Source organism: [Ruminococcus] torques ATCC 27756 (assembly GCF_000153925.1).
Classification (GTDB): domain Bacteria; phylum Bacillota; class Clostridia; order Lachnospirales; family Lachnospiraceae; genus Mediterraneibacter; species Mediterraneibacter torques.
This window is the reverse complement of the sequence record NZ_DS264346.1, coordinates 31081-45874: the sequence shown is the minus strand read 5'-3', so window position 1 is coordinate 45874 and position 14794 is coordinate 31081. Positions and strand designations below refer to the sequence as shown.

6 protein-coding genes are annotated in these 14794 nt (G+C 43.7%); 3 read left to right on the top strand and 3 right to left on the bottom strand.

Going from position 1 to position 14794, the window contains the following annotated elements; translation table 11 throughout:
* Positions 1 to 164 precede the first annotated feature (164 nt).
* Positions 165 to 6797, bottom strand: coding sequence for a discoidin domain-containing protein (locus RUMTOR_RS04810; RefSeq protein ID WP_004845999.1), 6633 nt, complete (start codon positions 6795 to 6797; stop codon positions 165 to 167).
* Positions 6798 to 7075: 278 nt separating this feature from the next.
* Here RUMTOR_RS04810 and RUMTOR_RS04805 point away from each other — a divergent pair, with 278 nt between their 5' ends.
* The 3 genes from RUMTOR_RS04805 to RUMTOR_RS04795 are packed head-to-tail and all read left to right on the top strand — an operon-like array spanning position 7076 to position 11097.
* The gene (locus RUMTOR_RS04805) at positions 7076 to 9682 is read left to right on the top strand and encodes a YfhO family protein (protein WP_004845998.1); all 2607 of its coding nucleotides are present in this window, start codon (positions 7076 to 7078) and stop codon (positions 9680 to 9682) included.
* A 40-nt stretch (positions 9683 to 9722) separates the two neighbouring features.
* Complete coding sequence (locus RUMTOR_RS04800) at positions 9723 to 10169, top strand: GtrA family protein (protein ID WP_009242531.1); 447 nt, start codon at positions 9723 to 9725, stop codon at positions 10167 to 10169.
* The gene (locus RUMTOR_RS04795; RefSeq protein WP_004845996.1) at positions 10153 to 11097 is read left to right on the top strand and encodes a glycosyltransferase family 2 protein; all 945 of its coding nucleotides are present in this window, start codon (positions 10153 to 10155) and stop codon (positions 11095 to 11097) included. The genes RUMTOR_RS04800 and RUMTOR_RS04795 overlap by 17 nt, the downstream gene beginning before the upstream one ends.
* 11 nt (positions 11098 to 11108) lie before the next feature.
* Here RUMTOR_RS04795 and RUMTOR_RS04790 read toward each other — a convergent pair whose 3' ends face one another.
* Both RUMTOR_RS04790 and RUMTOR_RS04785 read right to left on the bottom strand, forming a co-directional pair.
* The gene (locus RUMTOR_RS04790) at positions 11109 to 13007 is read right to left on the bottom strand and encodes an ABC transporter ATP-binding protein (protein ID WP_009242532.1); all 1899 of its coding nucleotides are present in this window, start codon (positions 13005 to 13007) and stop codon (positions 11109 to 11111) included.
* Positions 13000 to 14733, bottom strand: coding sequence for an ABC transporter ATP-binding protein (locus RUMTOR_RS04785; RefSeq protein WP_004845994.1), 1734 nt, complete (start codon positions 14731 to 14733; stop codon positions 13000 to 13002). The genes RUMTOR_RS04790 and RUMTOR_RS04785 overlap by 8 nt, the downstream gene beginning before the upstream one ends.
* Positions 14734 to 14794 lie beyond the last annotated feature (61 nt).

Genomic DNA, 14794 nt, shown 5'->3' with positions numbered 1-14794 from the left:
ACATTTTTATAAAAAACTTTAAATAATTACATTTTACTTTTATATTGTATGAATTTTCTGACAATGTTGCTGTCTCTGCAAAAAAGAATAAGGCGTCCGTTACCGAACGCCCTATTCCATAAAAGCTTAAATGTTTACTGCCTTAATCAAAAGACAAGTTTTCACTATGCTCTTTTTCTTCTAACCGCTACATAAGCAATTACCGACATTCCCGCAAGTACAAGCCACAGAGCTACATGTGCCGTATCTCCTGTCTGTACGCTTCCGCCCTGTGACGGAGTTGACGGAGTCTGCGGATCATTCTTCGGCGGAGTCTGTGTCTTCGTCAAACCTTCTGCCGCTGAATTCAACTGTGCCAAAGCAGCTTTTACCTGATCTGCTGTTGCAGCCTCGTTATCCAAGATTGCCTTAGCAGATTTCAGAGCGTTTTCAAACTTCGCCCAGCTCTCTGCTGTGTAACCGTCGTTCTTCTTATCTTTGTACTTGTCGTAAGCTGCCTGAAGCTCGCTCTTATCAACAGACGGTTTTCCGGAAAGCTTCAATGCTACGCGAGCGTCTCTTAACGCATTAAGCGCTGCGTCTACCGCTGCCTGATCACTGTTGCTGTTGTCTTCCACGATTGCTTTTGCCGCTTTCAGCGCATCTGCATATTCTTTCCAAGAATCTGCTGTATAGTCTGCCTCTTTCAGATCTTTATACTCTTCGATCAAAGCTTTCAATGCATCTGTGTTTCCACGCTGTACAAGCGCTGTAACCGCATCGTTCAACGCTTTTGCTGCTGCATCGATCTCCGTCTGATCTTTGCTGTCTTTCAGTACCTTTTCTGCATCTGAAAGAACTGTTTTCATTGCTTTGTAAGAATCTGTTGTGTACAAGTTCGCATCAGCCGCTTTCGCTGCATCGATTGCTGCTTTTAACGCCTCTTTATTGATCTGCTCTACTTTTACTAATGCTGTATGAGCATCTTCTAACGCTTTCTTCGCTGCGTCTACCGCTGCCTGATCAAGATTGCTGTTGTCTTTCACAACTTTTTCTGCCGCTGTCAACGCATCTGTGTACGCTTTCCAGGAATCTGTTGTGTAGTCTGCCTCTTTCAGACCTTCTGCTTTATATTCTGCGATCAAAGCTTTCAACGCATCTGTGTTTCCACGTTCTACAAGCGCAGCAACCGCATCATTCAAATCTTTTGCTTTCGCATCGATTGCCGCCTGATCCTTACCGTTTGTCAGAAGTTCTTCTGCTTCTGCAAGAACTTTTTCCATTGCATTGTAAGAAGCTGTTGTATATGCGTTTTCGTCTTTTGCTTTTGCCGCATCTACTGCTGCCTGCAGTTTGCTCTTATCAAGCTGCGGATCTACCGGAGCTTTTACGAGAGCTTCTTTTGCCGCTTTCAATGCGTCTTTCGCCGCATCTACTTCTGCCTGTGTCTTATTGCTGTTGTCTGCCACGATTCCATTTGCAGCTTCAAGAGCTTCTTCGTATTTCACCCATGTCTCATGTGTGTAATCCGCTTCTTTCAGTTCTTTGTACTCTTCAATAAGAGCTTTCAATGCATCTGTGTTTCCGCGTTTTGCCAATGCTGCATGTGCATCTTCTAACACTTTCTTCGCTGCATCTACCGCCGCCTGATCGCTGTTGCTGTTATCTGTTACGATTGCGTTTGCCGCATTCAGAGCAGTCTCATAAGCGCTCCATGTAGATGTTGTATGATCCTCTGCTTTCAAATTCTCTTTTGCGTACTGATCGATCAAAGCTTTCAGATCTGTTACATCTCCGCGAGCAACAAGTCCTTTCACAGCTTCAGTTAATTCTGCAACCATTGCGTCGATCGCATCTTTTGTACCGTTTACAAGAAGCTGTTTTGCTTCTGCAATTTTAGCTTTTACCGGCTCTGCACTTGTTACTGTACTTGTTTCAACTTTCTTCTCTGCGTCTGCGATTGCTTTCTTCAGAGCGGATGCATCTACAAGTTTAGCTTCTGCGCCTTCCAGTTTCTTAATCATAGCAGCTACTTCTTCCTGTGTCTGTGCTCCTGTCGCCACAAGATCATATCCTTCTTTAAGAAGAGCATTAAACGCTGCTGCGCTATCTGTTGTTGCGTTAGACGTATCTACCGCTGACAATACGCTCAATCTTTCGATCAAGGCTGTAATGTCTACGCCCGGTGTCTCGCCTTCTTCCGGTTTTGTTCCGTATACTTCAAGCTCTACAACGTGGTTTGTTGTTGTGTCATTGTTTGCTCTTCCGTACATGTAAACGCGAACAAACTGTGCTTTCGTTCCTTCCGGAAGCGTCCATGATTTACCCTGTGCAGTTTCTGCATAGTCTTCATCGAATTTTTCCGGTGCTTGTGTATACAGTTTATGAACATTCTGATCATCCGCATTATAGACGATTGTAGCTTTTCCTTCTGCAAAGTCTGTTTCTTTTTCTGCTACAGCTACTACTGTATCGCCATATGTTCTACCATCGCCCCAGTAACGATACAGTGACAGAGAGTTCACATCACATACAGCGCCTAAATCAACCTGCATATAAGATGATTCACGTCTATTGTCCGCACCGAACTCGGCATAGTTTGAACCAAAATCAGTTTTGTTTCCGTCAACAGCCATAGACATCGGTCTGTCGCCGCCTTTTGCTGCATCTGTGTCATCTGCCGTCCATTTTGCCGTTACATTTGCATCCTTTGCAATGTTCTTTGCTTCTACTTTCTCTCCATAGATCGCAAGATCACCGACTGTAATATACTTATTTTCATCAGTTGCTTGCCAGTGATAAGAAGACGTTCCACTGATACGTACATATCTAGCTTCCTGTGCCTCAAATGTAACTTCTGCCGGGAAAAGTGTCTGATCATTCTTATTCACAATCTTGTCCGAAAGATCAAGCCCGTTTTCTCCTGTTACCGAAGTCCATGTATCCTCTCCGTCTTTTCTAATTTCTACAATCAGATTCTTAATATTACCTGTACAATGCCAGTAGTTCTTTGCATCATTATAATAACGCGGTGTGTAGTCAACCTGATCCAATTTATACGTCGCACCCAAGTCAACTTGCAGCCATGCATTATCGCTGCTTACAGTACCTTCTTCCACTTTCTGACTTGTCCAGTATGTCGTGTTATCTCCATCTAAGACTTTATCTTTACTTCCTTCGCTCGTCTCAGAAACTGTGATCATATCATTTGTAAGTTTAAGTTTCGGAAGTCCTTCCTGCTCTCCGAGATTAGCCACTTCATTATAACCGTATGCGATATCATATACTGCCGCCGCTGTCACACCTTCACCTGCTGTGATCGCAGCTTTCTTAACTTCATGAAATCTGTTCTTTTCATTATAAGCAGATCCTTCCAGTGTTCCGTCTACATAAAGTTTCAGCATACCGTTGTTTTCTTTCACACCTACTACTTTATGCTCTGCTCCGTCATTGATTGACTTGCCGGAAACTGCTGTCGCACCATTCAGTGTGAAGGATGCTTTTCCTTCTGCTGTTACTTTCAGTTCGTACTGACCATTCTGGCTTACGAGTGACTTATCTGTTGCCGTTGTGTTTACAGCCGCATATACTGTGAATCCATTATTGGAATTCAGTGATCTGTCCGCTGCTGCAATTTCTCCTGCTTCTGCAATCGCTTCTTTTTCAACGATCACACTGTCTTTGTGATATACAACAGATGCAGCTTCAGTAGCTTTGTTGCCCGACATGTCTTTAATATCCTGCGGAATTACTTTTACTGTAGCTTCGTTTGCCGGAGCTTCTGCTAATACGATATGATATGTTGTATCGTCTGCGCTCTTCTTAATAGAAGAAACTTTTGCGTTTTCTACTTTAAAGAGGTTTCCTGATACTTTCTCATCGAATTTTACTGTAAGTTCTTTCGCACCGTCTGTCATGATTCTGTCGATCTTCGGCGCTGTTGTGTCTTTTTCTGCTGAAACACGTAAGATACGCACTTCGTTCGGTTTCAAGTTCACTGTGTATTCTTGACCATACTTTAATGTACCTGTCTGAGCAGACTTATCGGAAAGAAGATAGCTGTGCTCTAAGTAGTAGTTTAATGTGCCTGCACCTTCTGCAACGCCCATTGTACGGTCGAATGTGAACTTGATTGTCTTATCTGCATTTGCAGATGGGTTACGGAGTGAAATAATTCCGTCCGTTCCGTCGAAACATGAGAATCCGTATGCTTCTGCCTGCGTTTGGTCTGACAGATCTCCGTTACTCAGTTTTGTAATATCCGGTTTCCCTCCGATCATCTTGGAATTTTTGAGCATATGATAGTTTTCTTCTGCCCACTCAAGGAATTCTCCTGTGATCTCGTATTTTCCATCTGTCATAATACTGTCAGAGTAGTACAACTCCCAAAATGCCGTTCCACGAGTAGACAACATGTACAGATAGTTCTGGAAATCTTCATCTGTAGCAGTATTAACTGTCATTCCTGTTCCTTCTTTTCCGTAAATCGGATCATGGTTGTACAGATTCTGAAGCGGGAACTGGAACTGATGATTCTTCAGGAAGTCATAGTAACAAGCGTCACGATATGTAATCTGCTTATTCATCTTTGTTGTTCCGAAAGATGCATCCTTCTGATCATGTACGCACTGAATCCATACAGAGTTCGCCCACTGTAAATACCACGGACTCGGGTTTACATAACATGTAAGAGAGATCCAGAGTTTATTAATTCCGTCCTCTTTTTCACTCTGACGAACCGCTTCCATCAGATCGATCCATGCTTCCCACAGATCAGTCACATGATACATCTGGTGATAACCGCCTGTCATATGGTGATTAGACTCACTGTATACCGGAACGCCGTCTGCTCCGCCTAAATTGTTGAAATGATTATACTGAGCAGTATCTGCAAATCCATCCCATTTCCAGTAGTTGACATCCCAATCTTGCTGCCATTTAATCGCCATCTTTTTAAAATTCTCTACATATACACGGTCTGCAACGTCGATAGAATGTCCTGCTTTACTTCCTTTTTGTGCCCTCTCAATAATATTTGCTAATGTAGTGTAGAAGTTATATCCGCCTCTCGGTCCAACCCATACTCCAAAGTTACTTCCGAACTTCTTAACAAGTTCGCTGGACGGTGTCAATCCCTCCGGGAATTTCTCATTAAATGTCCAGAAACCTTCGGTATTCTCTATTGCTCCCGATTGTGCGTGTGACCCTGCTCCTATCGAACCATCATTATACGCATTCCATCCATCATCTACAACGTAAGAATCCAACGGACGAACTTCTGCTTTATTCAACTCACGATCAATTTCAATGAACGAAGCCAAAATATTTTCATCACTGATCTTCATCATGTTGTCGAACCATGAATTGTACTGTGTACGGAACTCTGACGGAGTTGCGATTGACTTGATGTACTCGAAGAAGTCTGCCTGAATAACTTCCTGCTCTGTACTTCTTGCCGCACCTGCAACTGTCTGCCATGTCACATACTTATCGTCTGTTGTCAACTGATTATCTTCTTTCAGTCTGCTGAACGTCTTACCACTGTAATAACGCATAAATCCTGTTCCGTTTACGATCTCTGTATCCGCTGCCGGGAACTCACATCCGAAGAACATTCCCTGAATGTAGATCGGCTGTCCGAGGTTCGCTTTGAACTCTTCCATCTGAACAACGCCGCCTTGACCTCTCGGAATTGTCCACTGTGCATCGGACTCTGCCACTTTCAGAGACTCAAGGTCGATATAGTCGATCTCAGCATCTGCCATCTTGTCATCCGGCACGTCGATCTCAAGGAATTTACGCATGAAGTGATCGCCTTCGTACATTACGATTACTTCGTCGATTGAATACTCTACGTTTTTGTGAGTGTACGGTTTGAAAGAAAATGTTACTTTCTTACCTGTTTTCTCTTTACCGTTGATCGTTGCCGTTGTATCTTCGACTTTGACTGCCTCATTGCCGTCTTTCAGCTCTAAATCGCTTGTCTCAAATGCACGGTCATCCGTATCTACCGGAGCTTTATCTGCGTGGAGATTAAATTCTGCTCCGCCGGCAAATCTTTCCCCATTGTTTGAAGATGTTGCTACGAACTTAATCTGTTTCGCAGTACATGCTTCTTTCAAGTTTACATAGATCGGGTTCGTACCATTATATTCAAATTCGCCTTCTGCGATCGGCTCTCCCCAATCTTCGGATTCATAATCAAGTTTGTTTTCTGCTGTTGATGCGTACAGCTTGTACCCCTTAATATTTCCGTTTGTGTTTTCTCCTTCTTTTCTCGGTGTATAAGAGAAAGACTGGAATGTCACATCTTTTCCGAATGTGATTACTACATTATGCGGATAGTCCTGATCACCTTGTCCAGTCCCCCCATAATTTGAATGCCAGATACTCTCTGTTCTTCCATCTAACAAGTTAGATGCCGGTCCATCTGAGTCTCCGCTCGCATTCTGGTAGCTGTCTGCCGTTGCTGTCCAGCCGTCACGGTTGATTGCCTCTAAGGTAATCGATCCTTTTTGCTCTTTCGTTGTCTTAACAACGAATTCTTCACTTCCTTCTTGCGGAGTGAAGGTTGTTCCTTCTCCACCAGTTCTTTTGTTCACAATTTCAGTCGTGAACAATTTTTTGTCCGCTGTTGAAAATGTTCTTTTGATGGCATCGTTTCCGATTGTAACAGTATTATCTTTCTGCTCAACGGTTACTTTACCATACGGAACTGCAGTTTCATTTTCTGCCGCTCCGGCAACTGATGTTGTGGAGAAGACGCTCGTCACAACCATAGCTGCTGCGAGCGCTGCACTGAAAAATTTCTTTTTCATAATATTCTCTCCTTTCCCCGTGAAATTGTTATGTTTTTCACAGTCTGCATCTATTTTATGATAACATATTCCCTGTCATTTCGGTACATCCAATATCCTTTTCGTGATATTTACTTAATTTGTGTCAATTTAATCAATGTTTTTTTAAGATTTTATCGGTTTTTCTTAAGAATTCTTCTTTTTATTTTCCGCAATTTATTAAGACGACTATAATATCCTGTTTATGTCAGGAAATAAAGGGAATCCTGTAAATAACACTTAAAGGAGTTGCATTATATATGAAGAAACTCATTTATCCGGCAGCGCTTATTCTGCTTTTTATTATATTGACAACGACAATTCTGCCTGCCGACGCCGTCTACGGATCGAATACGGACTGGCTCTCCCAACATGCCGCTCTTGCGGAAACGATCCGTGACGCCTGCGTGGAACAGCACACGCTTCTTCCCGACTGGATCGATCTCGGAAGCGGAAGCAGCGGATATCAGTTTTCTTATTATGGATTTTTAAGACCTGATATTTTGATCGGATGTCTGTTTCCGCAAGTTCCGATGGTTTACATCCTGATCGGCTATATGCTTGCACTTTATCTCGCTTCCGTTCTTTTATGTTATATGTGGCTGCAAAGCGAGGATATTTCCCCGTTCTTTTCCTTCATCGGAAGCGTTTTATTTTTGACTGCGGGATGTCTTTTCCATATGCATCGTCAGATCATGTTTGTCAATTATCTGCCGTTTTTGATCCTTGCTTTTTTGTGCGTGAAGAAACGTAAGTTTCGCTTTCTCCCTCTTTGTATGCTTCTGATCTGCCTGCACAGCTTCTATTTTGCGATCGCCGCATTTGCCGCGATCGGCTGGTACTGGCTGAGAACGGAAAAAGAGACATTTTGGAAAGATTCGTTTTTCAAAAAATATATCCCTTCCGCCGTTCTTTCCGTATGCATGGCGGCGGCGCTCCTTCTGCCGACAGGACTTGTACTGATGGAGCACAGACGAAGCGGCGGCGGATTTTCTCTTTTGAAAATATTAGAGCTTTTCGGACCGAATATCTCTATGAACGGCATCTTGTTTAACGAATACGGACTGGGGCTTACATTGATCTGCTTTTACACGATACTTGCCGGATTAAATAAAAAAAATCCTGCCAAAAAAGAATTCTTTCCTGACAGCGTTTTATTTTTATCTTTCGGATTGTTCGGTATCTTTTCTTACATTTTAAACGGAACGCTCTACGCCAGACCGAAGATACTTATTCCGTTTCTGCCGCTGTTCATCCTGCACTGCGTACGTTACTTAAAATCAGCGCACACCGAAACAGACCGCGTTTCATCGTATCCGCTCTATCCGTTTGCCGTAATGCTTCCGCTTGGTCTGCTCTGGTTCAGTCAAGTTCAGTTTCCGTGGATTTTGATCGAACTTGGTATTCTGTTTTTATTTTGCCTGATACAAAGACGGAAACAAAACCTTATTTTGCAAATGTTTAAAAATCCCCGCATTTTTGCCCGGGTAGAATTACTCGTCTATCTGCTCATACTGATCGCCCCGGTCGGTATGTATATTACAACTGCCAGAAAGGAAAACTGGGTAAAGAAAGCAGATGTTTCGGCAAAAGAAACTTACACAAAACTTGCGGAAATTCCGATGGATCCGCTCTATCATTTTGACAGCCTGACCGAACCGCTTGCAAACGGAAACCGCGCCCCAGAAGCGAAAATAACAAGAAGTTCTATGTATTCTTCTGTGACAAACAGCGCTTACTCCGACTTGTATTATGACGTGCTGAATACACCGATCCGAATCAATAACCGGATCGCGCTGCTTACTTCCGATAATCCGTTCATGCTTCATCTTCTTGGCGTTCGGTATATCGAGACAGAAAAAGATCATATTCCCGCCGGGTATACGCCTCTGTATTCTTCGGCAAAAGACACGGTGGTCGCAGAGAATAAAAACGTGCTTCCGAATGTTTATTTTACATCGGATACAATCTCTGAAAAAGAGTTTGACCGTTTCAATCAAATCGAACAGTTGGAAGCGATTTCCCGCAAAACCATAATAGAAAACACTTCCACTGATACGGACAGCGACGTTTACCTCCCCGGAAAGTTTATCACTCCTTTTGCCCCGAAACTGTCGGCAGACGGCAAACTTCCCGATAGTTTGACTATCAAAAAGACTGCCGATAAGTATGACATAATCTCAAAATGTCAACAATCGTTGACATTTTATGTTGAAAATACAGGCTTTGGCAACATTTTGTTGCTTTCTTTCCAGGTGGATAATAAAACGATCGATCCTGTTGTCATCGACATTAACAACATACGCAATAAGCTTTCGGGACTATTTGCGCCTTACCCAAACGGAAACAATACGTTTCACTATCAGTTTTCAGCGGACAGTGACTCGGGTATGACAAAACTAAAGGTTACTTTTCCAAAGGGTCATTTCACTGTCAGCAACGTACAGTGGCATTTATGTAATAAACATATTTTCGACGACGAGAACACAATTACAAAAGCGGTCTGTGACAGCAGAACCGAACGCAGCGCCTTCCTTTCAGGCACGACTGTTTTTTCCGGAAGCATCCATGCAGAAAGCAACGGGGTTCTCGCGTCTGCGATTCCGCGGCAAAACGGACTTGAGCTTTACATCGACGGCAGACGCACAGATATTATCCGCGTAAATAAAGCTTTTGCAGGAGCACATATCGAAAAGGGGACTCATAAGATCGAATTTCGATTTTCTCCTCCCGGAAAACAAATCGGCTGTATCATCAGCCTGATATCTCTGTTGTGCTATTTAAGTTACCTGATTTTTACATTTGGAGTCTTTACTTCAAGAAAAACACAAAATATTACAACGGCTCACCATAAAAACGCGCTGTAAGAAATTCACTATAATCATTATAAGAAAGAGGGAACTGACTTTGAAACGAATTTACTTAAGCAAAGAACTGCTCACTTACATCATTACCGGAGGAATCACAACCGGAGTTAATTACATGTTATACGGACTTTTTCTATTTTTTCACGTTCCGTATATTGCATCTAACAGTATCGCATGGACAGGCGCGGTTATCGCCGCCTATGTTCTGAACAGAAAATGGGTCTTTCGGTCAAACAGACGGATTCCCGAAGAGTTTTTCTCCTTTGCTGCTCTACGATTTATCACACTGCTCGTCGAAAATGTTCTGCTTTGGCTTGCCGTCGATCAATTATCACTTTCTTTGATCGGCTCAAAATTAATCGTAAGCGTCGTAACCGTGATCGGAAACTATGCGCTCTGCAAATACCGCGTTTTCAAAACTGCCGCTCATGGGCAGGATCAAAATATGATCAGAAAGGAGCTGCTGCCATATGACAATCAAAAATAATCCTGCTGACGATGTGATCAGCATTATCGTTCCGTGTTTTAATGAGGAGAGCGTTCTCCCCGCTTTTTACAGCGCGGTTTCAGACGCCGCATCCTCGATCGAAGGCGCTGTCTGCGAATTTCTTTTTATAGATGACGGAAGTTCTGACCGAACGGCAGAGATCCTTCAGCATTTTACAGAGAAAGACGAGCGTGTCCGTTTTCTTACATTTTCCAGAAACTTCGGAAAAGAAGCCGCCATGTACGCCGGACTTCAAAATGCATCGGGAGACTACTGTGTATTTATGGACGCCGATCTGCAGCATCCGCCCGCTCTGCTTAAAAACATGTATCACGCTGTCAAATACGAAGGATACGACTGCTGTGCAGGACTTAGAGAGGACCGAACCGGAGAAAATCCGATCCGCACGTTCTTATCCCGCTCTTTCTATCACTTGATCGGGAACGCATGTCATCTCGATATGGGAGACGGAAAAGGTGATTTCCGAATGATGAACAGAGCTATGACGGACTCTATTTTGGAACTCAAAGAATACAACCGCTATATGAAAGGGATCTTCTCTTTCGTTGGATTTGATACAAAATGGATTCCGTTTCACAACACTGAGCGCGCCGCAGGAAAAACAAAATGGAATTTCCGCTCGCTGTTCCGCTATGCAATGGACGGAATGTTATCATTTTCTTCCGCCCCCGCTTCCCTGCCCGGCTTCATCGGCATGTTTCTCCTGATCGCCGCCGTTGTCACAGGACTTGTTTCCGTTTTCACCGGACATAAAGCAAACTGGATCCTTCTGCTTGTCTGCCTGATCCTCGCGTTGAACGGCATACAGATGATCTTCCTGTCACTGCTCGGACAATATATGTCGAAAGATTATATGGAAAGCAAGAAACGACCGATCTATATTATAAAAAAGAAAGGGGGGTTTTAACCCCTCCTTTTCTACGACAGCTCTAAGTTTCCTGTATAAAGCTGATAATACGTTCCTTTCTGTGACAGCAACTCATCATGTGTTCCACGTTCGATAATACGTCCGTGTTCCAGCACCATGATCGCATCGCTGTTTCGGATCGTCGAAAGTCTGTGGGCGATTACAAATACTGTACGCCCTTTCATAAGGTTATCCATACCTTTTTGAACGATACTTTCTGTTCTTGTGTCAATAGACGATGTCGCTTCATCCAGGATCAGTACCGGCGGATCGGCAATGGCAGCTCTTGCGATCGCAAGAAGCTGACGCTGTCCTTGAGACAGTTCTTCTCCGTCTCCGCTCAAGCGCGTCTCATAACCTTTCGGAAGCATTCTGATGAATCCGTCTGCATGAGCCAGCTCTGCTGCCTTATAAACTTCCTCATCTGTCGCATCCAGTTTCCCGTAACGAATGTTTTCCATAATCGTTCCTGTAAACAAATGTGTATCTTGAAGAACGATACCAAGCGATCTTCGCAGATCAGCCTTTTTAATCTTGTTTATATTAATATCATCATAACGGATCTTTCCGTCCTGAACATCATAGAAACGATTGATCAGGTTTGTGATCGTTGTCTTTCCCGCTCCCGTCGAACCGACAAAAGCAAGTTTTTGTCCCGGCTTCGCGTACAGAGTCAGATCATGAAGCACCATGTGGTCTTCCGTATATCCGAACGTCATATCATAAAATCTCACGTCGCCTTTCAGCTCCGTATATGTCACTGTGCCGTCTGCCTGATGCGGATGTTTCCATGCCCACAAGCCTGTTCTTTCTTTACACTCCGTAAGATTTCCCTGTGCATCCTTCTTTGCGTTTACAAGAGTAACATATCCTTCGTCTACTTCCGGCTCTTCATCCATCATATTAAAAATACGTTCCGCACCTGCAAGAGCCATGATGATTGAGTTAAACTGCTGGGCAATCTGCATAAACGGCTGAGTAAAGCTCTTCGTAAACTGAAGATAAGACGCCATCACGCCAAGCGTAATGTTTCCGATGCCGAGTACCGAAAGCGCGCCGCCCAGTACAGCAGTCAAAACGAACTGTAAGTTTCCCATATTTCCGATAACCGGACCCATGATACTTGCAAACGTATGTGCCTTTGATGAACTGACGAACAGACTTTCATTCAGCTGATCGAATTCTTCTTCCGAAATCCGTTCATGGTTAAATACTTTCACGACCCGCTGTCCCGTCATACGCTCTTCCACAAATCCCGTGATACTTGCCAGATCAAGCTGCTGCCGTACAAAGTATTTTCCGCTGTTTCCTCCGACCATTCTCGCAACAGCCGTCATCACCCTGATCATCACAACGGCGAGAACTGTCAGGATCGGACTTAAAACAAGCATCGCAATAAATGTGACTACGATCGTAAGAGCCGACATAAGCACCTGCGGGATCGACTGATTGATCATCTGACGAAGCGTATCCGTATCGTTTGTATAAAGGCTCATGATCGAACCGTTTGTATTCCGGTCAAAATAACGGATCGGCAGTTTCTGCATATGTTCAAACATCTCGTCGCGGACACGTTTCAGCACGCCCTGCCCGATCACGACCATAAGTCTCGTGTAAATGAAGGAGGCAATTACGCCGCTCAAGAAAATACATGCCAATATACCAAGCGCCTGATACAGTTCTGTGTAATCCGGACTTTTTTGCCCGATCAGCGGGATAATATAATCATCCAGCAGAAACTTCAGCGACAATGAGACCGAGATCGTCGCAATCGAACTGACAAGAATACAGATCAGTACGATAATAAACTGTACTTTATATGTTTTCGTCACATATCCGAGTAGACGTTTTGCTGTTTTTAATGTATTTTTATTCAACGACGGTTTTGTCGGTTTCTTTTCTTTACTCACTGTCCTTTCCTCCTTTCATCTGTGATTCATATACTTCCCTGTAAATCGCATTCGTTTTCAGCAATTCCTCCGATGTTCCGATTCCGCTGATCTCTCCTTTGTCCATTACGATAATAACATCCGCATCCTCTACCGAAGAAACTCTCTGCGCAATGATGATCCGTGTCGTATCCGGAATCTCTTCTCTGAAAGCCTGACGAATCAGCGCGTCTGTTTTCGTATCTACCGCGCTTGTCGAGTCGTCCAGAATAAGGATCTTCGGCTTTTTCAAAAGCGCCCTTGCAATACAAAGTCTCTGCTTCTGACCGCCTGACACATTATTTCCGCCTTCTACGATCATCGTCTCATATTGATTCGGAAACTCTCTGATAAATCCGTCCGCCTGCGCCAGCTTACATACGCGTTCTACTTCCGCATCACTTGCAGTTTCATCACCCCAACGGATGTTCTCATAGATACTTCCTGTAAAAAGTACATTTTTCTGAAGAACGACAGACACCTGATCCCGCAAAGCTTTCAAATTATAATCCCGCACGTCTGTTCCGCCGACTTTCACTGTTCCCGACGTCACATCATACAGTCTCGGGATCAACTGCACGAGCGTTGACTTAGCGCTTCCCGTACCGCCGATGATTCCGACGATCTGACCGCTCTTTATATGAAGGTTTACATCTTTCAACGAAAGATTGCCTCCCTCTCCCGCATAACTGAAGTTCACATGTTCAAATTCGATATCTCCGTTTGTAACTTCCGTAACTGCATCCGCTTTGTCTTCCATTTCCGGTACTTCATCCAAAACTTCGTTGATACGTTCCGTAGACGCTTCCGCGATCATGATCATAACGAATACAAACGACACCATCATAAGAGACGTCAGTATCTGAAGTGCATAGACGATCACACTTGTCAGCTCTCCTGTAAGCATATCTCCGCTTATGATACTTTCGCCGCCGATCAGCACCATTGCAAGAACGACTATATACATAGTAAACTGCATCGTCGGAGAGTTCCAGGCAACGATTTTCTCTGCTTTTGTAAAAAGCCGGAATACAATACCCGAGATCTTTCCGAATTTTTCAACTTCATGGTCTTCCCGAACGTACGCTTTCACGACGCGGGCTGCGTTGACGTTTTCCTGAACGACATTATTCAATTCGTCATATTCGTCAAACACCTTGATAAAATGCGGGTGCGCTTTCTTTGCGATAAAGATCAAAAGTCCTCCCAAAACCGGAATCGTGATCAACATCATAAATGCGATCGCAGGACTGATCGTCACCGTCATGATCAGGGACATCACGATCATGATCGGCGCTCTTGCGAGCAGACGGATCGTAAACATATACGCCATCTGTACATTCGTAATGTCGGTCGTCAGTCTTGTCACAAGACCCGGCGTTGAAAAATGATCGATATTACCGAATGAAAAATCTTGTATTTTATAAAAAATATCATGTCTTAAATTTTTAGCATATCCCGAAGACGCTACCGCCGCAAGCTGACCTGCCTTCGCTCCGAAAAAAAGCGCCACGACCGCAAGCAGTACGAGCAAAGCGCCCAGCTTTATGATATATGCCATATCTCCGTTCATGATCCCCACATCAATAATCTTCGCCATCAAAATCGGAATGAGAACTTCCACAAACACTTCCGCGGCTACAAGAACAGGTGTCAGAAACGATTGTTTCTTATACTCGCGCACTGAGCGCAGTAATTTTTTATCCATCTTTTCTATTAGCTCCTCTCTCTACTATTGATTTTTGTTTACATGCTGCTTTCTTTCCCCC

Coding starts and splice junctions, on each gene's coding strand:
- RUMTOR_RS04805 (WP_004845998.1), top strand. CDS start 7,076: ATGAAGAAACTCATTTATCCGGCAGCGCTTATTCTGCTTTTTATTATA.
- RUMTOR_RS04810 (WP_004845999.1), bottom strand. CDS start 6,797: ATGAAAAAGAAATTTTTCAGTGCAGCGCTCGCAGCAGCTATGGTTGTG.
- RUMTOR_RS04795 (WP_004845996.1), top strand. CDS start 10,153: ATGACAATCAAAAATAATCCTGCTGACGATGTGATCAGCATTATCGTT.
- RUMTOR_RS04785 (WP_004845994.1), bottom strand. CDS start 14,733: ATGGATAAAAAATTACTGCGCTCAGTGCGCGAGTATAAGAAACAATCG.